Source organism: Gilliamella sp. Pas-s25, from assembly GCF_009795885.1.
In the GTDB taxonomy this organism is placed as follows: Bacteria; Pseudomonadota; Gammaproteobacteria; order Enterobacterales; family Orbaceae; genus Gilliamella.
This window is the reverse complement of the sequence record NZ_WTEV01000027.1, coordinates 1-23,090: the sequence shown is the minus strand read 5'-3', so window position 1 is coordinate 23,090 and position 23,090 is coordinate 1. Positions and strand designations below refer to the sequence as shown.

The following is a 23,090-nucleotide window of genomic DNA, read 5'->3' as shown; positions in this document are numbered from 1 at the left end:
AAGATAACGTGATAATATTACTATAAATTTGTTATTATTAGATTTTATTTATTTTCTTAATAGAATAACCATTAGATTTAATAATAGATTATAAAAACAAAGGAAATAAAAAATGCTATGGAGCCATAAAAAAAGCCTATTCTTATTTTGGCGATTATCAATATTAAGCTACTATACACTTTATTCGTGTGCTTTTGCCAATGTTGAAATTGATAAACAAAAAATTGGCAAGGTCGTTGATGAATTTAATGGGGTGAAAGTCTATTATAATGGTAGCATTTATAATGTAAGTGGAAGAAATGTCACGCAAGACGGCTATAACTTAGGCCAGAAATATCAATGTGTTGAATTTATTAAACGCTATTATTATCAGCGTTTTAATCATAAAATGCCAAATAGCTATGGCCATGCTAAAGATTTTTTTGACCCATCAATTGCTGATGGAAAAATAAATCGTCAACGCAATTTATTACAATTTCATAATGGCTCACCTACTAAACCGCAGGTGGATGATATTATTGTCCTTAATTGGTCTAGCTATGGGCATGTAGCTATTATCAGTAAAGTAACTAATACCGAAATTGAAATAGTGCAACAAAACCCAGGACCTAATGCAAGCAGTCGAGCAACGTTTCCTTTAATTTTTAAAAATGGAATATGGACAATAGAGATTGCTGGCGCTTTAGGCTATTTGCGTAAAAATAAATAATCATTCAAATAAATCAAGTTATAAAAAAGATAAACGACATATTTATATACACCAAAAAGAACAATCCATAGCTTTAATAAATACTAATCAACAAACCATTCATTTTTCTGCTTAGACACTATTTTTATTGTTTCTAAAATAGCCGATAAATGTTCATGTTGAGCTATAGCAGCAAGCTCGGGATCATGATTTTTTAAAGCTATCAGAATTTTTTCATGTTGTTTAACAAGATCCTCTGGCGGAGAAATCTGTTCTAATGAAAGAAATCTGACTCGATCCATCATTGCTTTAATGTTCTCGACACTTTCCCAAGCCATTTGGCAGTCTATCACATTCATTAAAATTTGATGAAATTCATCATCTTTTTCAAGAAAATAATGAATATTCTTATGTTTATTAGCTTGTTTTTGTTCATCAAGATTTTTTTGCAGCAATAAAATATCGGCCTCACTAATCCTTAGTGCTACTTGTTTGATAATTGCACACTCAACAGCATCTCGGATAAATTGACCATCAATAACTTTCTTAATCGATATTTTTGTAACAAATGTTCCTCGTTGTGGAAGAATTTGCACAAGTCCCGCTTCAGCTAATTTAATGAACGCTTCTCTAACCGGTTGCCTTGAAACACTAAATTGACTAGAAATCTCTTTTTCTGACAGTAAAACACCAGGCAATACCTGACAAGTAATAATCGCTTTTCTTAATTTACGGTAAATTTGTTGATTAACGGGTTCTGAAATATTTAAGTCGGCAGATTTAAACATATATCATCTTATGTGAAAATTAAATTATGCAGAATAGTAGGGGATTTTTAAATATAAGAAAAGTTTTTTTGATAAATAGACATAATTATAGAAAGGTTACTTGCACTAAATTTAAATTGAAATGAAAAGTGTAATGCTATGTCTAGCAATTACACTTTGTTTTTATTAATTATGTTAGTTGTGTTAGTAATGTTTAAAAAAACTTTAAAAACTTTCTGCTAATTGTTCAACTGACTTTTTAGCGCCAGTATCCCGCAAAGCTAAATAAGCTTTAGTTACCTGTTCAACAAAACATTTATTGTTAGGTAGATCATCACCAAATACATGTGATAATGACAATAGCAATTTTACCCGTTCTTGATTATCTTGGCTGTTTGCTACTAGTTCTTTCAACTTATCAGCAATTGGATCACTTATCTCAATCATCTTACCAGCATCATCAGTCCCACTTACATATCTCATCCAAGCTGCAATACCTAAAGCTAGGCAATCAAAAGGTGTGTTATTCGCTAAATGAAAACGGACTGAATCGAGCATACGTTGGGGTAATTTTAAAGTACCATCCATGGCTATTTGCCAAGTACGATGTTTTAAACCTGTATTGCGATAACGATCAAGCAACGAATCAGCATAAGCCTGTAAATCAACTCCTTTTACTCGTAATGTGCTTGCTTGTTCATTTATCATCAAATGTCTTGCAGCTTTCACATAATTAGGATCTTGCATGCATTCATCAATATGTAAATAACCTGCTAAATAGCCTAAATAAGCTAAAAACGAGTGACTACCATTTAACATACGTAGCTTCATCTCTTCATAAGGCAAGACATCACTAACAAGTTCAGCACCGGCTTTTTGCCACTCGGGTCTGCCAGCAACAAAGTTATCTTCAATAACCCATTGCTTAAATGGCTCACCGGCAACGCCCGCCGGATCTTCAATACCACCCAGTTGTTTTTGGATTTTTTCCATGGTTTCAGGTGTCACGGCAGGTACAATTCGGTCAACCATTGTTGATGGGAATGTCACATTTTGGTCGATCCAACTAGCCAAACTTGGATCACGTTGTTTGGCTAACGCCAAAACAACATTACGTGTCACATGACCATTTTCTGGCATATTATCACAGGACATTACCGTAAACGGTTTTAAACCTTTTTCTTTACGTAAACGTAATGCCTCAACGATCAGACCCGGAACAGTTTTCGGTTTAGCTGCATTTTCAATATCGTGTTTAATCAGCGGGTTATTTAGATCAATTGATGCCGTTGACGGTAAATAACAATATCCCTTTTCAGTAACAGTTATTGAAATGATAGCGATTTCAGGGCGTGTCATAACTTCTAATATTTTTGCAATACCATCAATATCAGCATGTAATGCCTCTTTGGCAACCCCGACAACGCGCGAATTCCAATTATCATAAGCCATTTCACACACACTAAATAGGTAATCTTGCTGCTTTAAATCTTCAATTTGTTTTTCACCGCCGATTAAATTAACTTCACAATATCCCCAATCGCTTCCATATTTTGTTGCCAAAATGTCAGTAAAAACAGCTTGATGAGCACGATGAAAAGCACCAAAACCAAGATGAACTATTTTAGTTTTAAGCTTATTTCTATCATAGTTTGGTACAACTACCTTTTCAGGTAGTTGTGATAAAGTTTGATTTGATAATTTCATTATATTGTCCATTAAAGTAAATTATTAAACTGTTCGCCACACATTTTCGTATTTATGACCTGTTAAATCTTCAACTACGTTTCTAGTTTCATCTGTCACGTCTTCTTTTAAACCATTATCTTTTAGTCTCTCGATCTCATTAACTAAAATAGTATGAGTTTTTTTATTAAGTTTAAATGTAAGCGCAAAGATTAAAGCAATAAATAAAAGTCCTGCAGTTCCACATAAAAATAATAATCCTATTGTTGTAATTGCTTGCTCGCTTTGAACAATGCTCCCCTGAACAAATCCACCTTTTTGTAAGATCAGACCAACAACAAATGTAGCAATAGCAACAGTTGTTTTTCTACCAAAAGTCATTACAGCAGCATATAATCCTTCCCTTCTTTGTCTGGTTAAAATTTCATCAACATCAGGAATAAAAGGGAATACGTTCCAAGGAGTAAATTCAAGAATACAGCGTCCAGCCTGATAACAAATTGCCAAAATATAAAGAAGTAAGATTTTAGATTCAGGATTAAACATATAAACGTAATAAAAACCAATGATACATAGAATCATTGTTGAATAAGAAAATGTATATAACTTACCTGGGCCATATTTGACCATCGCAAATCCTGCAATTAATGTTATTGGTAAACCAATAATACTTAGTGAGAGTAAAGCAGCAGCTAAAGATGAAGGAACAACCAAACAATATACACAAAAAAAGACAAATACTGTATTAAATACATCTTTAGCTGTAAATGAAAGTAAATAAATAGCTAAGTGGCGACGAAATGCTTTTATGTTGAAAGTGGAAAGATATTCAGAAATTAATTTTTTAAAGATCCTTAATTTTTCTGAAAAGGTTTTTTTTGTAGGTGCTTTTTGTAGCTCTATTAACATCTCAGCTGTTGGTTCCCTTTCCCAAGTGGCTTTATAAGAAATAAATACACATATAGCAAATATCACCGCAAATAATAAACCATTAATAAAATACGCATAGGAATTATTTTCACCAAAATAATTGATCAAAATACCAGGCACAAAGGTTGCTAAAAAAGTACCACACGCAGAAAGAAACATTCTTCCTGTTGATAATTTAGTTCGATCATTATAGTCTTTAGTCATTTCTGATGGCAGGGTTTCCCATGGGATAAGGACTATTGCTGCTACAATTTCGAACACCAAATATGCCGCAAGGTAGAACCAAAAATTCATACCGACTACCCATAATAGTACATAAAGCAACATCAACGGAGAGCCAATTAATAAGAAAAATCGTCTACGCCCGAATTTTTGTCCCAATTTATACTTGTAAAAATGATCGGTAAAACTCCCCATAAATAAACTTACTATAGCATCAACAATTCTAGCTATAGCCACAATTGATGCTGCTTCCAGTGGAGTTAACCCAACAAAAGTAGTATAGAAAAATAATAACCACGCACCAATAATTGTGAAAGCTCCACCACCCATTATGTCTGTTAAACCATAACCAATAGCAATAGGAAGAGTTACTTTCCTTTTTTTATTCATATCCATTCTTTGTTCCTCAATTCATAAGCCAAATATTATGTCTCTCATAAAACTAAATATTACTATTTGTCTTTATGCTCAAAATTCGAAATATGAGAGTGCGTTCTTATAGCAAATGCCTGTTATAAGTTTTTCAAGCAATTGATAATCATCTGGTATTTCCCCATCTGTGACCCATTTTCCAATTAAATTACATAAAATTCGACGGAAATATTCATGACGGGTATAAGAAATAAAGCTTCTTGAATCGGTCAACATCCCTACAAAATTCATTAATAAACCATGATCAGCAAGAGTAGTCAGCTGTCTTAGCATTCCTCTTTTTGTGTCGCTAAACCACCACCCTGCGCCATACTGCATGTTAGATTTAACCAATCCAGAATTTTGAAAATTTGCAATTGTGGATGCAACCACATCATTAACACTAGGATTTAAATTATAAATAATAGTTTTAGGCAATGAATTTAATTCATTCATTTTATTTAATAAATTATTTAAATTAACAGCCAGATTTTGTTGATCATAAATGGAATCAAATCCAGCATTTACACCAACTTTCTTGAGCATAATTTGATTGTTGTTACGGATGACACCAAAATGAATTTGCATAGCCCAATTTCTTTTAGAATAAAATCCAGCTAATGCTATTAATACTGCTGATTTATATTGAATTTTTTCTATCTTATTCAAAGCAATATTATTCATTTTTTTCTCAAATAATATGTTCTGAGTTTCAAGATCGCTTGGATAAAATTCAATATCCATTAATCCATGATCAGATAATCGACAATTCTTTTGATGAAAATATTCAACTCTGTTTTCTAAAGCAATTAAATAATCATTAAAATTATTTATTTTAACTAAGGTGATTTCTTCAAGTTGTTTTACAAATGAAATAAATTTATCACCATCAGAATCCAAAGCTTCATCTGGTCTAAATGTTGGCAATACTTTTGTTTTAAAATTATCCTGTTTAATTATTTCACTGTGATATTTCAAGCAATCTAAAGGAGAATCAGTAGTACAAATTACTTCAACATTCGATAAATTAATTAATTTTTGAGTTGTATAATTTTTATTTTTTAAGATATCATTACACTTTTCCCATATTTCATTGTAATTTTTTCCATTCAATGTGTTTGTTATACCAAAATATTTAGCTAACTCGAGGTGACTCCAATGAAACAACGGATTTCCAATTGTGTTTTCAAGGGTTTCACTCCATGCCTTGAACTTTTCTAGCGGTGAAGCATCGCCTGTAATTAAAGCCTCATCAACACCATTAGCTCTCATTGCTCTCCATTTATAATGATCTCCCGATAACCACAAATCATAAATGGAATCAAAACTCTTATTTTCCATAATTTCTTGTGGTTCCAAATGACAATGGTAATCAATGATTGGTAGATCTTCAGCAAACTCATGGTATAGTTTTTGCGCAACTTTACTATTTAAAAGAAAATTCTCATGAATAAAAGCCATTTATTATTACCTCTTTTTACGTAAATAATATTGCTTTTAAATATATATAATAAAAACAATATATTTATATCTGGACTAGAACTGCTATATCTATTAAGACTTAAGTCTTAATAGATATTGTTTTATCTTCCTGATAATTTTGTTTGTTATACATACGAAGGTGATATTCACCACTTATCACAAATTTATTTTTGTGGTTAACAAAAAGGCTTTCCTCTATTACCAATTCCACAACGTGCCATCTTCTAAACGAGCAATCGGTAAGTAAGCTGGGTTGTATGGATATTTCTCGGCAAGTTTTTCATCAAAATCGATACCAAGACCTGGTTTATCGCTTGGGTGCATATAGCCATCATTAAAAGTCCAGTTTGGTGAAAAAACTTCCAGCATTTGCTCTGAATAACCCATAAATTCTTGCACACCAAAATTAGGTACCCACATATCAAAATGCAGTGCAGCTGCATGGCAAATTGGGGATAAATCAGATGGTCCGTGCGATCCTGTTCTTACTTGATAAAGTGCAGCAAAATCAGCAATACGGCGCATATGGGTAATGCCGCCTGCATGGGTAATTGTAGTTCGAATGTAATCTATCAATTGCTCTTGAATAAGTTGTTTGCAATCCCATATGCTATTAAACACTTCACCAACTGCAATTGGGGTGACTGTGTGTTGACGTATTAATCGGAAACATTCTTGATTTTCAGCAGGCGTTGGATCTTCCATCCAAAACAGCCTGTAATCTTCTATACTTTTCCCAAAACGAGCCGCTTCGATTGGTGTTAAACGGTGATGCATGTCATGTAGTAAATGCTCATTAAAACCAAATTTATTTCGTACGGCATCAAACAATTTAGGCATAAAATCGAGGTATTTCTCTGTTGCCCAACATTGTTCTTCTGGGTAATTTCCACGCGTGGCGGGTTCGTAAGCTAGGTTTTTCCCTTTACTTTGACCATAGGTGGTCTTCATTCCTGGTATACCACATTGCACTCGAATTGCTTTAAACCCCATTTCCTTATGTTTAGCATAGTCATCTAATGCTTCGTCAATGCTTGCACCAGTGGTATGACAGTAAACCATAACGCCTGTGCGAGATGCGCCACCTAATAGCTGGTAAAGAGGCATGTTGGCTAATTTGCCTTTAATATCCCACAGTGCCATATCAATAGCAGAAATAGCCGACATAGTCACAGGACCACGACGCCAGTAGGCGCCTTTATAGAAATATTGGAAGATGTCTTCTATTTGATGCGGATCGCGCCCAATGAGTTGAGGGCACAGATGATCTTTAAGATAAGAAGCTACGGCCAATTCACGTCCATTAAGTGTTGCATCACCAACACCATAAATGCCTTCATCAGTGGTTATTTTTAAAGTGACAAAATTTCTTCCTGGACTGCATACAAAAACATCTGCTTTTACAATTTTCATTTAATACCTCTTGTGTAAATTTATACACTATTAAAATAACAACACAAATACTACCATACAAGTAGGATTGTATGTTTTTGTGAAATTAATCACAGAAAAACCGCTTTTTGTAAAAAAGTTTCAGGAAAGGTAGTGTTTAAGTATAAAAAAGAGATAAAAAAGGGTAAAACTGCAATGATTTCTTCTTTTAAGTGTATTAACGATATAATAAAACGTATTCCGGCTGGATTTTAACTGTTACAGTTACCAGTTTCTAAATCAATATGCTTTATAATTAATGGACTGTATTTTGATATTATTAATAGATAATTATGATTCTTTTACATTTAATATAAACGATTATTTATGCCAAGTTGGCGCAAAAGTTAAAGTCATCAAAAACGACGAACTGACAATCGAACAAGTAAAGGAACTCACCTTTTCTAAAATCATCATTTCTCCTGGCCCAGGGGCACCAATTAATGCAGGAATATCACTTGCTGTGATTGCTGAATTTGCTCATATTTGCCCGATATTGGGAATTTGTTTAGGACATCAAGCCATTGCACAATATTATGGTTACCGCATTGCCAAAGCACCAATACCGATGCACGGTAAAGTCGATGAAATAACGCATGATGGTCAAGGGTTATTTAAGGGAGTCAAAAACCCGCTTTCAGTGGTTCGCTATCACTCATTGATTGCATGTGATAATTTTTCACAAAAAAATTCTCATCTAATTGTAACCGCTCGAAACAATCAAGGGTTGATTATGGGATTACGTCATAAAGCGTTACCCATTGAGTCAGTTCAATTCCACCCTGAAGCGATAAAAACCGAATCAGGTTTACAAATGATTAATAATTTTGTCCATGAGCAATCTTAATATGAAAATTTATATAAATTTTGAAGGTCAGCATAAGTATTTTTGCAATCCTATCGCAATTTTAAGATCGAATGATTACTCGACAATTCAACAACAATTCGAATTAATCGAAAAATTCATCCAACAAGGTTTTTATGCGGTTGGGTATCTCGCTTATGAAAGTGCAACGGGGTTAAATAGTGAAAATAAAACAAAACATAATGATGAGGTCCATCAAAGTTTGCCACTATTGTTATTTGGTATTTTTGATCATTTTTCTATCGTTGAACAAGTAGAACTCAATGATTATACACCGCCAAGCTTTGATTTAAAAAGCGATACATCAAGAGATGAATATAATCAAAAAATTGACTTTATTCGATCACAAATTGAATCAGGTAATACTTATCAAACCAACTATACTATTCAATTTACCGCACCATTTAATGAAAGCGCTATTGATTATTACCACTTTCTACAAAAAAACAATCAGGCAGATTATTGTGCTTATCTTGAGTTTGACGATTATCATATTTTATCGATTTCACCGGAATTATTCTTTAAGTTAGACAATAACATTATTACGACAAAACCAATGAAAGGAACAACCGCACGCGGCTTAAATAATCAACAAGATAAACGACAATTAGAGTTGTTATTTTCTGAAAAAAATCAAGCTGAAAACATGATGATTGTTGATTTGTTGCGTAATGATTTAAGTCGCATTGCAAAACCAGGAACGGTGACAGTGCCTAAATTATTTTCAGCGGAAAAATATCCAACCGTTTGGCAATTGACTTCAACGATTCAAGCTGAAATGAAGGAAGATGTCAGTTTATATCAAATTTTTCAAGCCCTATTTCCTTGTGGCTCAATTACTGGTGCCCCAAAAACCAGTACCATGCAAATTATCGCAGATATTGAAAACTCACCACGGGGTGTTTACTGTGGAACAATTGGTTATATTGAACCTTATATGAATAAAGCTATATTTAATATCCCAATTCGTACATTAACCATACACAATCAACAGATGCGCTATGGTGTTGGTGGTGGGATCACTTGGGATTCAACATCTCAAGACGAATATAGTGAGATCTTAGCGAAAACAGCCATTTTGAATCGCACTATTTCTACCCCAAAATATATTATTGAATCATTGTTGCTTGAAAAAGGGCAATTTTTATTATTAGATGAACATTTAAGCAGACTTGCTCAATCAGCTGATTATTTTGATTTTAACTGTGATATTAATGTAATTAAGTTACAACTTATTAAGTTAGCAAATTCAGTACCTAACAACCATTATAAAGTGAGAATCTTACAGCAAAAAGATGGGCATTACACTATTAGCAAAGATATTATTAATACGCCGATAGACATTAATGAAATCCAACTTGCACCACTGTGCGTTGATAACCAAAATGTCTATTTGTATCATAAAACATCAAATCGTAAGCACTTTCCGGATTTAACTGTAGGAAAAGAATATATTAATTTTAATCAACACAATGAGATAACTGAGTTTGTTAATGGTAATCTTGCACTATTGATTAATGATCAATGGGTGACACCTAAAAAAGAATCGGGATTATTAGCTGGAACCATGCGACAATTTTATGTGGATCACAATCAATTGTTAGAAAAAACGATTTTAAAAGATGATCTGATAAATGCCGAAAAAATTGCTTTTATCAATAGTGTTCGTAAATGGGTGAACATTGATGATAAAGTTTTTAGTCAATTTAAATTGTCATTAAGATCTACTGCCATTTAAGTTTATACATTCCGCCAGCACGCTGACGGAATGTGAGTGTTACACTAATGTTTTATTGAGTTTGCAAAATCTAGCTCTTCATCTTGCCACCCTTTCGATAGCGCTTTAACTAGAGCGTCATAGCCATTGGTTGCTAAAGGAACATGGCGCTCAAATGGTTTGCTTTCAATATTATTTTTACGGTCAGTAACAACCCATCGGCCTTTAATTATCGCATCACCCGTATAACTGCCATGAAAACTATCTATAAATAATTTTACCGTTAGTGTTGGTGTTGTAATTGACTTACTGGATACTAAATAATTAGGTAACATGGCCGTTAAATCCTGCGTTAATCGGTCTTGAAGCTGCTGAGATAACGTTGATACCCATAAATGGTTGATTGCTGTTTCATATTTGATATTATCGGTTTGTAATACAATACCCGGTTTATTTAAAAAACTCGCCACATCAACTGACTCAATCCAAATAAATTGATTCGTGGTTTTCATGTTTTGCGATACAGGAATCTGTGAATTGCTAGTGAGTTGAAAATAACTTTTACTCGGGATGCTAGCTGAGCAACCCACTAATATAGCAAATAATGGCATAAATACGACTATAAGCAGTTTTTTATATATTCTGTTCATTATTTTTTACCTTTTGCTTGAGGTTCTTGATCTTTCTTCGATGGAGCAGAAAAAATTAGTGCATTACTCTTATCATTAAGCGTGTTGAGTAATGGAGTGAGTTCATCCATCATATGTTGCACTTTTTGCAAACTCTCCTTCATTTGATTGTTGAGCTCAGAACCTGGTTGTAATCCTTTCATTGTTTCATTTAATGAACGTAATGTCTTTTGCAGATCTTTTGGCATATTTTGCATTTCCTTACTCGCCATAATCTTATTTAATGATTTCATTAATCGTTCGCTTGAAGCTAATGACTGATTAAACTGTGATAGGGTATTGTTAAGTGGTAAATTATTAAAGTTATCAAGTAACTGCATAATTTTTGCTTGAATTTGCGCAATTCCTGTCGACGTTGCCTCAATGGTATCGTAACCAAACTGTTTCGCTACTTTTGGATCGTATTTATTTTTTAAGTCAGGATAAAAATCAAGATCTATATACAGAGCACCTGTGAACATGTTCGAGGTTTTTAACGAAGCTCTTAATCCATTTTTTTGCTCTTTCATAATCAATGCGGCAATGTCGATCTTTTCATCAACCAGTTCAGATAAACGATCGGGTTCGATCCTGATTAATATCGGCACTTTTTTATTTAAAATTGACGATTTTTCTAGCATTTCAGCAGTATAAAATGGCACTTTAGATACTGTACCTAGCCTAATACCATGATATTCAACGGGCACACCTTCGGTTAATCCAGATATCGAGTCAGAAAGCATAATAAGAAACTCTTTATATTCGGTATACTGCGAATCTTGGATAGATTTTTTATCTTCATATAGTTTATAAACTGCATTTTGTTCGGCAGGTGCACCTAATTTGGAACCTTCAGGTAAATCAAAACTAATCCCTCCAGACATTAACACATCTAGAGAAGGTACATCGAGACTAGCCCCCCGAGATGACAGTGTTAAATTGATCCCTCCTTCTTTCCAAAAACGAACATTTTGTGTTACTAGTACATCATAAGGTTTAGTTATAAAAATTTGATATTTCATTTTACGTGATTCAACATCAAATTCTGAAGTCTCAACATTACCTACACGATAGCCATGAAACATGATAGAAGCACCACGAGGAATCACACCATTTTGCTCACTTTCTAAATTTAGACGAATACCTTTAATGCTTGGATCAGACAAAGGGGGGGCATCCGAAAGCACGAACGGTTTATGTTGAAAACTGTGCGTATCGTTTCCAGCAGCTAATTCTATATAAACACCCGATAAAATAGTCCCTAACCCAGTCACCCCATCACGGCCAATTTCAGGCTTAACAACCCAAAAAATCGAGTCATTTTTTAGTAACGGCTCCATATCATTATAAATACGGCCTTTTATTACCACTTGTTTATAGTCATCAGATAAAGTTACTTCATCAACTATACCTACATCAACGCTGCGGTTTTTAATTACTGTTTTTCCAGCAATAATGCCACTTGCGTCTTTTGCAAGTAATGTGAACGAGGTGCCTCTATCGGCAAAATGAGCGTAGATTATCCAAAGCCCCAAAATTGCAGTAACAATGGGAATAATCCATATAGCTGAAATAGCTCTAATTTTAATTATTTTTGCTAATTTACTTGATGTTGCCATATTGTTCCTATTAATCTATTTTCTTTTTTGCCGACGATCCCAAATTAACCGAGGATCAAATTTTTGTGATGCAATCATCGTGATAATAACGACAGTTGCAAAAAATGTAACACCTATATCTGGGTAAACGCCCATCATTTGCTGATTTCTAACTAAAGAACAAATAACCGCAACCACAAATATATCAATCATTGACCATTTACCAATAAACTCAACTGCAGTGTACAATTTTTTCATTTTTAAGCAATTATGTTTATTTTTTCGTTTCACTGCTAGTGCAAAATAACAAAGCCAACTGAGTGAAATGATCTTTAATATTGGAATAACAACACTGGCAATAAAAATGACAAGTGCAACAGGTATATCACCAGCTTGCCACATATAAATAACACCATCCATAATAGTCGATGTTGATGACGATCCGAAAACAACGGTTATCATAATTCCAAATAAATTAGCGGGAATGTAAAGAATTAATGAAGTAACCAATAAGGCTAGAGTCCATTGTATTTTATCACGATCTCTGATTTTGCTTTTTTGTTTACACCTTGGACATTTTACATAATGCACTGGCAATATAGCCTGACAGCATTTGCAAAGTTTTAAATTTTGACACATGCCTGTTTTACCGACTTTTGGTGTATCGGTAGCAAAATTACTACGATGAATTTCATTCCAGATTGTTTCTGGCGAGAAAATCACTAAAGATTTTATATAAAAAAACACAAATAGACAGAACGCCCAAAATGTGCCAGTCACACCAATACTGCCATAACTCATTAATTTAACAAAACTCACCAAAATACCTGTAAGAAATATTTCGGGCATACACCAATGCTGAAACTTTTCATAAACAATAAGCAGATCTCGTTTACGGTACTTTGTTACTTGTAGCTTAGAACAGAGCAAAACAATAATTGATAAATTTAATATAGGAAAAAACAAAACAAATAAGATAAAAAGCGCTGAAATATAGCTATATTTATCAAAAAAAAGGGTTTTAGGGATATCTATTACGCTAATACCAATAAAATTGCCCACAATACGAATATCAATAAAGATAAAACCAAAAGCTACAATAATCATAATTAATGAACAGATTGCATACATAGCTGCGCTAAACTTCATATTACTATTATTTTTAGCTAAGGTCGTATTACAACGAGGGCAAACAGCTTTATGCCCTATGGTTATATTAGATAATTCTATGACCAAATCACAGTGTGAGCATAAAACATAATGTTGTTTATCAATGGCCATTATTTTCCTTTATTTGATACATATTTTATATCTGTAAAAATATTTCAGATTGGCATAACGTTTAAGAATAAAAACTGTTGAATTATTTCAAACAATTGCTTAAAAATCACTATTCCAATAAATAAAAGTTGGTTAAACCTTCTTCACAGCTAATCATATCAAATGGCAATTTTTTATGAAAGCATTACTAAATTAAATTAGTAAAACTTGATTATGATCAGATTTTTTTATAACAATCTAACTCAAATGCATAACGACTCCTATATGTACTTAAACTATCATCATTAGTCTAAAAGCCGTTAAATATTATAATGATAATAATTAACAGAACAATCCAATAAAGTTAATCTTGAATATCATTATTTCATCACCATTTGTTAGTTTCAATTATTACACTAAATGGATTATTTATAAAAAAATTGTGACGAAGTTCCCATAATTAACTAAATAATTTCTCTGTATAAAAAAAACTTGATACTGTATAACAATACAGTATAATATGTATCCATATCCTAACTCATTGGAATTTTATAATATGAACGAAAACAAACAACGCGCACTTTCAGCTGCATTAAGTCAAATAGAAAAACAATTTGGTAAAGGTTCAATTATGCGTTTAGGCGATACCCAAACGTTAGATGTGGATGCAGTATCTACTGGTTCTTTAGGGCTAGATATTGCATTAGGTATCGGCGGCTTACCAATGGGCAGAATCGTTGAAATTTTTGGACCAGAATCATCTGGTAAAACGACACTTACCTTATCGGTTATCGCGCAAGCACAAAAAGAAGGTAAAACATGTGCATTTATTGATGCCGAACATGCACTTGACCCAATTTATGCCGCAAAATTAGGTGTACAAGTCAATGATTTATTAATTTCTCAACCCGATACAGGGGAACAAGCGCTTGAAATTTGTGATGCCTTAGTTCGCTCTGGTGCAGTTGATGTTATTATTGTCGACTCGGTTGCTGCTTTAACACCAAAAGCAGAAATTGAAGGTGAAATGGGCGATTCACATATGGGATTACAAGCCCGCTTAATGTCACAAGCATTACGTAAGCTTACCGCAAATATCAAAAATGCAAATTGCTTAGTTGTATTTATTAACCAAATTCGAATGAAGATTGGTGTTATGTTTGGTAATCCCGAAACCACAACCGGTGGTAATGCACTTAAATTCTATGCATCAGTACGTTTAGACATTCGCCGTACAGGCTCAGTAAAAGAAGGCGAAGATGTGATTGGTAGTGATACACGTGTAAAAGTAGTTAAAAATAAAGTTGCAGCACCTTTTAGACAAGCTGAATTTCAAATTCTTTATGGTTGCGGTATTTCTAAAGAAGGTGAATTAATTGACTTAGGAGTTAAACATAAATTAGTCGATAAAGCTGGCGCATGGTATAGCTACAATGGCGAAAAAGTGGGGCAAGGTAAAGCTAACTCAATTAAGTTTTTACAGGAACGTCCAGAAATCGCTAAAGAACTTGAAACTAAGCTACGTGATTTATTACTAAATAGTCCAGCAGTTTTTACGGCTGATGACGAAGATATTTCATCTGAGGATGAAAGCATTGAATAATGAGAAAAAACTCAATAAATTAATCCTAAATAAAGCTGTGCAATTACTTGCACAGCGCGATCACTCTTCGTATGAGCTAAGCCAAAAAATAACATTTTTTTTTGCAAAGAAACAACAAAGTACAGATGAAGAATCTCAAAGCCAATTAGCCAAACTAAAAATTGAAATACAAGATGTTATTGAGTATTGTATTAATCAAAATTGGATTAATGATGAGCAATATATTGAAAAATATATTGTGATGCGTGCAAATAAAGGCTACGGAAAATATAAAATTGCAATGGAACTTAAACAACGCGGTTTATCCGTTGATTTAAGTCGGCAGCTATTGCAAAGGGTTAATATCAACTGGGAAGATCTTGCGCATCAACAATTAATAAAAAAGCTAAAACAAATTAACCATAAAAATAATAATAAAAAACAAAAGTGTATTCAATTTTTAATATCACGAGGTTATACACAAGATGATATTAAAGCTGTACAAGATTTATTGACTTAAATAATGATAATATTTAGAATATAATATATACAATTTAGAAAAAACGATTACAAATAAAGCTCACTAATTCTTTTTTATTTTTTCCTTAATTTACTTGTAATATTAACTAGATCCGCATCAATAGAAGAATATTTACTTTTCAACTTTAGCTGTAGCGGGTATATTACTATGTTTGAAAATCTATCGTTTTATATGGAAGCATAAATGAAAAGTACTGCAGAAATTCGTCAAAGTTTTCTTGACTTTTTCCGTGGCAAAGGACATGAAGTTGTCACAAGTAGTTCCCTTGTTCCACACAATGATCCAACACTGTTATTTACTAATGCCGGAATGAATCAATTTAAAGATGTATTTCTTGGTATTGATAAGCGTTCTTATAGTAGAGCAACGACATCACAACGTTGCGTGCGTGCTGGTGGTAAACATAATGATTTAGATAATGTTGGCTACACAGCCCGACATCATACTTTTTTTGAAATGTTAGGAAATTTTAGTTTCGGTGACTATTTTAAGCATGATGCAATACATTTTGCATGGGAATTACTAACCAGTAAAGAATGGTTTAATCTCCCAAAAGATAGGTTAACCGTCACCGTTTATGAGACAGATGACGAAGCCTATGCAATCTGGGAAAAAGAGATCGGTATACCTAAAGAACGCATAATTCGTATTGGCGATAATAAAGGTGCCCCATATGCTTCTGATAACTTTTGGCAGATGGGCGATACAGGTCCTTGCGGTCCTTGTACCGAAATTTTCTATGATCATGGTGATCATATTTGGGGCGGACCTCCTGGTAGCGCAGAAGAAGATGGTGACCGGTTTATCGAAATTTGGAATATTGTCTTTATGCAATTTAATCGCCATCCTGACGGCACAATGGAGCCATTACCTAAACCGTCTGTCGATACAGGTATGGGGCTAGAGCGCATTGCGGCTGTATTACAGCATGTCAACTCTAATTATGAAATAGATCTGTTCAAAAAATTAATTAATGATGCAGCCAATGTTATTCAAACTAAAGATTTAGAAAGTAAATCTTTGCGCGTTATTGCTGACCATATTCGTTCTTGTGCTTTTCTAATTTCGGATGGGGTATTACCTTCAAACGAAGGTCGAGGCTATGTATTACGCCGAATTATTCGACGTGCGGTGCGCCATGGGCATATGCTTGGTGCAAAAGATATTTTCTTCTATAAGCTCGTTAAACCATTAATTGACGTCATGGGAAGTGCAGCGGTTGAATTAGAAAATAATCAAAAATTAGTCGAAGACGCACTCAAAATTGAAGAAGAACAATTTTTAAAAACCTTAGAACGTGGGTTATTTTTACTCGATCAAGAATTAGCTAAACTAACTGGTGAAGTATTGCCTGGTGATATTGCATTTAAACTTTATGATACTTACGGCTTTCCACTAGATCTAACTGCTGATGTATGTCGTGAAAAAAATATTAGTATTGATGAAGTTGGCTTTAATCAATGTATGGAAGAACAAAGAAAACGAGCCCGTGAGTCAAGCTCATTTAATGTCGATTATAGCAATGTTATTAAACTTGATGATAAAACTGAGTTTTTAGGCTATCAAGTAACAGAATCCTCAGGAAAAGTGATTGCTATATTTAAAAATGGCCAAAAAGTTGAAAGTATTAGCGCTGGTGATGAAGCTATCGTTATTTTAGACAAAACACCATTTTATGGAGAGTCAGGTGGTCAAATTGGTGATAAAGGCTTATTAACAGCAGCGAATCTTGAATTTAGCATTTTTGATACCCAAAAATATGGTAAAAGCATTGGTCATTTAGGAAAAATCATTAAAGGTTCTTTAAAAATTGGCGATAATATCACTGCAGCTATTGATATAGAGCTACGCGAACGTATTCGTCGTAATCATTCTGCTACACATTTATTACAAGCCGCCTTGCAACGTGTTTTAGGTAACCATGTTCATCAAAAAGGGTCTTTAGTTAATGACAGCTATTTGCGTTTTGACTTTTCACATAATCAAGCCATTACGTCAGAACAAATTATTGAAATAGAGAACTTGGTTAATCAACAAATCCGTCGCAATTTACCTGTAGATATTGAGTTAATGTCAATTGATAAGGCAAAAAATAAAGGTGCAATGGCTTTATTTGGTGAAAAATATGAAGATATTGTTAGAGTTTTAACAATGGGTGATTTTTCAATTGAACTTTGCGGTGGCACTCACGTAGATAGAACTGGTGATATTGGTTTATTTAAAATAATATCCGAATCAAGTATAGCCTCTGGTGTTCGCCGTATTGAAGCTACGTCAGGGCAAAATGCCATGGATGTGATACACCATGAGTCCAATTTATTAGCTCAAATTGGACAAGCTGTTAAAAGTGACAAATCCGCGGTTTTAGCACGTATTGAGCAATTGGTTGATCAAACTAAGCTACTTGAGAGAACAATTGAGCAATTAAAAGCGCAGAAAGCGACTCAGGAAAGTGCTCAATTGCTTAATCAATGTGAAAAAATCAATAATAAAAATTTACTCATCGCTAAACTTGATAACGTCGAAGCAAAAGTACTGCGTACGATGATTGATGATCTTAAAAATCAATTAAAAACAGGCGTCATTATTTTAGCTGCCGTTAATGATAGTAAAATTAATTTAGCTGCTGGTGTTACTAATGATTTAGTCAGTATTATCAAGGCTGGAGAATTAGTTTCGCAATTAGCACTAAAAGTAGGTGGTAAAGGTGGTGGGCGACCTGATTTCGCTCAAGCAGGTGGAATGGATCTCTCGGCGTTACCAGAAGCGTTATCTTCTGTGAAAAAAGAAATCAGTAATAAATTACAAGCAAGTTAGCCAGATTTACCCAAATGTTTTTAATTAAATATTAGAGTTTTTCTGTAAAATTCCGTCTTTCTATCTTTCTGATGGGGGCTGACTAAGCTATATCTTAAAAATTGTTTGGATATATACTTAACTGATATTAGGAGATCTAATGTTAATTTTAACTAGGAGAGTAGGTGAAACACTAATTATTGGTGACGATGTAGTCATTACCATTTTAGGTGTCAAAGGTAATCAAGTCAGAATTGGTATCAATGCCCCTAAAGAAGTTTCGATTCATAGGGAAGAGATATATAACAAAATTCATCAACACCAAGATGTAAATGATGAATCATCTGACCTTACAAAGTAATATTGGGCAGTAAATAAACAACTAGCACGCGTAAGCAAAAAAATGTTTGACTTATTTTTTGTAAAACGTAATATGTGCGCCACACATTATGATTTTGTTGTTCAAGCAGAGTCATAATTTTTTGGTGAGATGGCCGAGAGGCTGAAGGCGCTCCCCTGCTAAGGGAGTATGCGGTCAAAAGCTGCATCGAGGGTTCGAATCCCTCTCTCACCGCCATTTAAAAAATTAAAATATGCATCCGTAGCTCAGCTGGATAGAGTACCCGGCTACGAACCGGGCGGTCAGGGGTTCGAATCCCTTCGGATGCACCATTTTAATAAATTCAAAATGCATCCGTAGCTCAGCTGGATAGAGTACCCGGCTACGAACCGGGCGGTCAGGGGTTCGAATCCCTTCGGATGCACCACTTTTTTAACGAACTTACACGCATCCGTAGCTCAGCTGGATAGAGCACTCGGCTTCGAACCGAGCGGTCAGGGGTTCGAATCCCTTCGGGTGCGCCATTTAAGTTGAATCCCGATATAATTCTAGTATACTAAGCTTACGAATTTTAATATCAATAAATCAATCTACTTTTTGATTTATATGTTCTGTTATCTATACTAGAATAACAATAAAGTAGAAAGATATTCCCTAATTAATAATGGACATTATGTATGTTAGACCCAAATTTACTCCGAAATGAATTGGATCTTGTCGCTAATAAATTAGCACGTCGTGGATTTAAATTAGATGTTGATGCTATTGGTCATCTAGAAGAAAAGCGCAAAGTATTACAAGTTGAAACTGAGAACTTACAAGCTGAGCGTAACGCTCGCTCAAAAGCTATTGGTCAGGCAAAAGCTCGTGGAGAAGACATCACAGCTGTTCGTGAAGAAGTCAACAAACTAGGTGAAAAACTTAATAGTGCAAAAACAGAGCTTGATATATTACTTAATCAAATTAAAGATATTGCCTCTACTATCCCAAATATTCCTGATGATTCTGTTCCTGATGGTAAAGATGAAAATGATAATGTCGAAATATCACGTTTTGGTACACCAAGAACATTTGATTTTCCAGTTCAAGATCACGTTGCATTAGGTGAACGTTTTGGTGGGCTTGATTTTGCAGCTGGCGTAAAACTAACAGGCGCTCGTTTTGTGGTTATGAAATCACAAATAGCACGCTTACATCGTGCTATCACCCAATTTATGTTAGATTTACACACCGAACAACACGGCTATGCCGAAATTTATGTGCCGTATCTTGTAAACCAAGCAACACTTTTTGGTACAGGACAATTACCTAAATTTGCGGGTGATTTATTTCATACTAAACCACTTGATGAAGAAGCAGACAGTAGCAATTATGCGTTAATTCCAACTGCTGAAGTGCCAGTCACTAACCTTGTACGCGATGAAATTCTTGATGAAAGTGTATTGCCATTAAAAATGACAGCGCATACTCCTTGCTTCCGTTCAGAGGCGGGATCTTATGGTAAAGATACTCGCGGCTTAATTCGTATGCATCAATTTGATAAAGTAGAATTGGTTCAAATTGTTAAGCCTGAAGAGTCTATGAAAGCACTAGAGGAACTAACTGCTCACGCAGAAAAAGTACTACAATTACTTGAACTGCCATATCGAAAAATTGTACTGTGTACTGGTGATATGGGCTTTGGCTCATGTAAAACCTATGATCTGGAAGTATGGGTACCTGCTCAAAATACCTATCGTGAAATCTCTTCTTGTTCAAATATGTGGGATTTCCAAGCTCGACGTATGCAAGCCCGTTATCGTAATAAAGCTGACAATAAAACATATTTAGTCCATACACTAAATGGTTCTGGATTAGCAGTTGGTCGAACGCTGGTTGCCATTATGGAAAACTATCAACAAGCAGACGGTAAAATTAAAATTCCATCTGTTTTAGTTCCTTATATGAATGGCGTTGAGTTTATCGGATAAGATAACTACATATCACATAGACAATAGCGCTAATAATTAGCGCTATTTTTTTATTAACTAATGTAGGTGAAGAAATGATAAAAGGAGTCGTGCTTTCAATACTGGCATCATGTTTATTTGGGCTACTTTATTACTATCCCGTTTTGTTACACCCCTTATCTGTTGTTGATATTTTTTGTTGGCGATTATTAACATCCTTTCCTGCAATAGTTGTATTAATCATTGCAGGAAAACAGTGGTCAGCTATAACAGCACTATTTAATCGAATAAAACAACAACCTCTTCTTTTATTGGGGTTATTATTTTCTTCGTTTTTGCTCACAATACAGATGATGATTTTTATCTGGGCGCCACTTAATGGACATGGATTATCCGCCTCATTAGGCTATTTTTTATTACCATTAGCAATGGTGATTTCTGGACAGATCGTTTATAAAGAAAAGCTCAGTGTTTTACAAAAAATTGCGGTTGGACTTGCTGTATTAGGCGTTGCTATTGAAATCTACATTACAGGTGCATTTTCATGGGAAACCGCTGTTATTGCTCTAGGGTACCCAATATACTTTATATTAAGGCGCAAATTGCAAATAGATGGCATTTCTGGCACCTTTTCTGACTTTTTTTTTATCTTCCTAGGGTGCCTAGTATATTGTGCTTTAAACTATCGTTTAGATAAAATAATCAGTGATCTTTCTCATTTCCATATTTATATCCCTATGTTAGGTATCATCACTGCAATTGCTTTTGCAATGTATTTCGTTGCTAGTCGTTTACTACCCATGGGATTATTTGGTTTATTGGGATACGTGGAACCCATACTACTGACAATTACTTCAATAGTATTTTTACATGAAACAGTCTCATTAAAGCATATTGTGTCATATGGATTTATTTGGCTATCGGTTGGCATTCTAGCTTTGGAGGGTGGGATTTTTGTTATGCGGGCAATAAAACGCAAAAGAATTTAAGGGATACTAAAAGGCACAATTCATTGTGCCTTTTGTCAAACAGCAGATCTATTATTTACTAAAAGTGACATAATGGCCATAACTTTCTATGATGCCTTTGATCCTATCAAGCGTTTCTCTTGGTGGCGCTTCAACCCCTTCCAACTTATATTCATCGCCAAGTGTATCCCATTTATATGCCCCCATTTTATGGTAAGCAAGCAATTCTACACGCTCAATATTGTCCATCCCGTGAATAAATTGACCAAGCAAATGCGCTGAATTATCATCATCGGTCCATCCGGGAACAACCACATAACGTATCCAAGTTCGTTTATTGATTTTTTGTAAATATTTGGCAAACTCAAGAACCCGCTTATTAGGGACACCGACTAATTTTTGATGAATATCATCATTGACTTGTTTTAAGTCAAGCATAACTAAATCAGTCACATCTAAAAGTTCATCAACAACATGATCGAGCTGTCTTGCATAACCATTTGTATCTAAACAGGTGCTGATCCCCTCTTGATGACAGGCTTTAAACCATTCTGTAACAAATTCAGCTTGTAACGTTGCTTCACCACCAGAAGCTGTTACCCCACCACCATTTGGCATAATAAAGCTTTTATAAGAAATAATTTCTTTCATCAGTTCTTCAACTGTGACTTCTTTTCCTGCTTTTAAATCCCAAGTATCACGATTATGGCAATACAAGCAACGCATTAAACAACCTTGAAAAAAGACAATAAAGCGGATTCCTGGACCATCAACAGTGCCAAAGGATTCAAAAGAGTGAATGCGACCTTTAATAGGCGATTTTGTTGTCATAATAATATTTTGTTGTTCCATAGATAATCTCTAATCATTGCTCATATTGCTTTTAATAATTTTAACGCCGATAGCATTTGGCTTACACCAATTATATTAATCGACGCTAATTATATTTGTTTAATTATACCGAATAAATACCAACAATATTTAATTATTATCATCATATTGATATTTAATTAAAGTTGTCACCAATATTATTTATTTGTTTAAGCTAGATAAAAAAATAGCGCCCTTAAGGACGCTATTTCGATTCAGTTAATCAATTAACTCAAGTCGGGTAGCAACGACACATTACTGTGTCGCCGCCCCCTAAGAACTGTACGAGCGAATTTCTCCGCATACAGCTCAAGCCTTT

The 23,090-nt window shown here is 34.2% G+C and carries 18 protein-coding genes and 4 tRNA genes; 13 read left to right on the top strand and 9 right to left on the bottom strand.

The features are described 5' to 3' along the window. The first annotated feature begins 112 nt into the window (after positions 1 to 112). Entirely contained in the window at positions 113 to 709 is a 597-nt protein-coding gene (locus GQ593_RS10895; protein ID WP_160432044.1) for a CHAP domain-containing protein, read from the top strand. Positions 710 to 792: 83 nt separating this feature from the next. On the opposite strand, the gene GQ593_RS10890 is transcribed toward GQ593_RS10895, so the two are convergent. The 5 genes from GQ593_RS10890 to manD all read right to left on the bottom strand — a co-directional run bounded on the left by GQ593_RS10890 (position 793) and on the right by manD (position 7,599). Beyond that, positions 793 to 1,476: a GntR family transcriptional regulator gene (locus GQ593_RS10890; RefSeq protein ID WP_160432043.1), complete on the bottom strand. Its 684-nt coding sequence runs from the start codon at positions 1,474 to 1,476 to the stop codon at positions 793 to 795. 204 nt (positions 1,477 to 1,680) lie between these two features. Further along, positions 1,681 to 3,162, bottom strand: coding sequence for a mannitol dehydrogenase family protein (locus GQ593_RS10885; RefSeq protein WP_160432042.1), 1,482 nt, complete (start codon positions 3,160 to 3,162; stop codon positions 1,681 to 1,683). A gap of 24 nt (positions 3,163 to 3,186) precedes the next feature. Beyond that, on the bottom strand, positions 3,187 to 4,683 hold the full coding sequence (locus GQ593_RS10880; RefSeq protein ID WP_160432057.1) for an MFS transporter: 1,497 nt from the start codon (positions 4,681 to 4,683) through the stop codon (positions 3,187 to 3,189). A 78-nt stretch (positions 4,684 to 4,761) separates the two neighbouring features. Continuing rightward, positions 4,762 to 6,165 (bottom strand): glucuronate isomerase, encoded by a 1,404-nt coding sequence (gene uxaC / locus GQ593_RS10875; protein WP_160432041.1) that lies wholly within the window; start codon positions 6,163 to 6,165, stop codon positions 4,762 to 4,764. A 219-nt stretch (positions 6,166 to 6,384) separates the two neighbouring features. Continuing rightward, the gene (gene manD, locus GQ593_RS10870; protein ID WP_160432040.1) at positions 6,385 to 7,599 is read right to left on the bottom strand and encodes a D-mannonate dehydratase ManD; all 1,215 of its coding nucleotides are present in this window, start codon (positions 7,597 to 7,599) and stop codon (positions 6,385 to 6,387) included. Between the two features lie 289 nt (positions 7,600 to 7,888). On the opposite strand from manD, the gene GQ593_RS10865 reads away from it, so the two are divergent. Next, positions 7,889 to 8,464, top strand: coding sequence for an anthranilate synthase component II (locus tag GQ593_RS10865; protein ID WP_160432039.1), 576 nt, complete (start codon positions 7,889 to 7,891; stop codon positions 8,462 to 8,464). Between the two features lies 1 nt (position 8,465). Then, positions 8,466 to 10,220 carry an aminodeoxychorismate synthase component I gene (gene pabB, locus GQ593_RS10860; protein ID WP_160432038.1) on the top strand — a complete coding sequence of 585 codons (1,755 nt, stop codon included), beginning with the start codon at positions 8,466 to 8,468 and terminating at the stop codon, positions 10,218 to 10,220. Between the two features lie 44 nt (positions 10,221 to 10,264). Here the strand turns inward: pabB and GQ593_RS10855 are convergent, their stop codons facing one another. The 3 genes from GQ593_RS10855 to GQ593_RS10845 are packed head-to-tail and all read right to left on the bottom strand — an operon-like array spanning position 10,265 to position 13,746. Further along, positions 10,265 to 10,849, bottom strand: coding sequence for a PqiC family protein (locus GQ593_RS10855; RefSeq protein WP_160432037.1), 585 nt, complete (start codon positions 10,847 to 10,849; stop codon positions 10,265 to 10,267). Continuing rightward, positions 10,849 to 12,486, bottom strand: a complete 1,638-nt coding sequence (gene pqiB / locus GQ593_RS10850; RefSeq protein ID WP_160432036.1) for an intermembrane transport protein PqiB — start codon at positions 12,484 to 12,486, stop codon at positions 10,849 to 10,851. The genes GQ593_RS10855 and pqiB overlap by 1 nt, the downstream gene beginning before the upstream one ends. Before the next feature lie 15 nt (positions 12,487 to 12,501). Then, positions 12,502 to 13,746 carry a PqiA/YebS family transporter subunit gene (locus tag GQ593_RS10845; protein ID WP_160432035.1) on the bottom strand — a complete coding sequence of 415 codons (1,245 nt, stop codon included), beginning with the start codon at positions 13,744 to 13,746 and terminating at the stop codon, positions 12,502 to 12,504. 535 nt (positions 13,747 to 14,281) lie between these two features. Here GQ593_RS10845 and recA point away from each other — a divergent pair. The 10 genes from recA to rarD all read left to right on the top strand — a co-directional run bounded on the left by recA (position 14,282) and on the right by rarD (position 21,922). Next, complete coding sequence (gene recA, locus GQ593_RS10840) at positions 14,282 to 15,328, top strand: recombinase RecA (RefSeq protein ID WP_160432034.1); 1,047 nt, start codon at positions 14,282 to 14,284, stop codon at positions 15,326 to 15,328. Beyond that, positions 15,321 to 15,827, top strand: a complete 507-nt coding sequence (locus GQ593_RS10835) for a regulatory protein RecX (protein ID WP_160432033.1) — start codon at positions 15,321 to 15,323, stop codon at positions 15,825 to 15,827. Before recA ends, GQ593_RS10835 begins: the two co-directional genes overlap by 8 nt. Positions 15,828 to 16,031: 204 nt before the next feature. Beyond that, on the top strand, positions 16,032 to 18,665 hold the full coding sequence (gene alaS, locus GQ593_RS10830; protein ID WP_160432032.1) for an alanine--tRNA ligase: 2,634 nt from the start codon (positions 16,032 to 16,034) through the stop codon (positions 18,663 to 18,665). Positions 18,666 to 18,804: 139 nt separating this feature from the next. Continuing rightward, on the top strand, positions 18,805 to 19,005 hold the full coding sequence (gene csrA / locus GQ593_RS10825) for a carbon storage regulator CsrA (RefSeq protein ID WP_160432031.1): 201 nt from the start codon (positions 18,805 to 18,807) through the stop codon (positions 19,003 to 19,005). Positions 19,006 to 19,128: 123 nt separating this feature from the next. After that, positions 19,129 to 19,221, top strand: a tRNA-Ser gene (locus tag GQ593_RS10820). Positions 19,222 to 19,239: 18 nt separating this feature from the next. Next, positions 19,240 to 19,316, top strand: a tRNA-Arg gene (locus GQ593_RS10815). A gap of 18 nt (positions 19,317 to 19,334) precedes the next feature. Then, positions 19,335 to 19,411 (top strand) — tRNA-Arg (locus GQ593_RS10810). 20 nt (positions 19,412 to 19,431) lie between these two features. Further along, positions 19,432 to 19,508: transfer RNA gene (locus tag GQ593_RS10805), tRNA-Arg, on the top strand. 153 nt (positions 19,509 to 19,661) lie between these two features. Continuing rightward, positions 19,662 to 20,954: a serine--tRNA ligase gene (serS, locus tag GQ593_RS10800; RefSeq protein ID WP_160432030.1), complete on the top strand. Its 1,293-nt coding sequence runs from the start codon at positions 19,662 to 19,664 to the stop codon at positions 20,952 to 20,954. Positions 20,955 to 21,028: 74 nt separating this feature from the next. Then, entirely contained in the window at positions 21,029 to 21,922 is an 894-nt protein-coding gene (gene rarD, locus GQ593_RS10795) for an EamA family transporter RarD (RefSeq protein ID WP_160432029.1), read from the top strand. A 51-nt stretch (positions 21,923 to 21,973) separates the two neighbouring features. Here the strand turns inward: rarD and pflA are convergent, their stop codons facing one another. After that, positions 21,974 to 22,753 (bottom strand): pyruvate formate lyase 1-activating protein, encoded by a 780-nt coding sequence (gene pflA, locus GQ593_RS10790; protein ID WP_237397746.1) that lies wholly within the window; start codon positions 22,751 to 22,753, stop codon positions 21,974 to 21,976. Between the last annotated feature and the right edge of the window lie 337 nt (positions 22,754 to 23,090).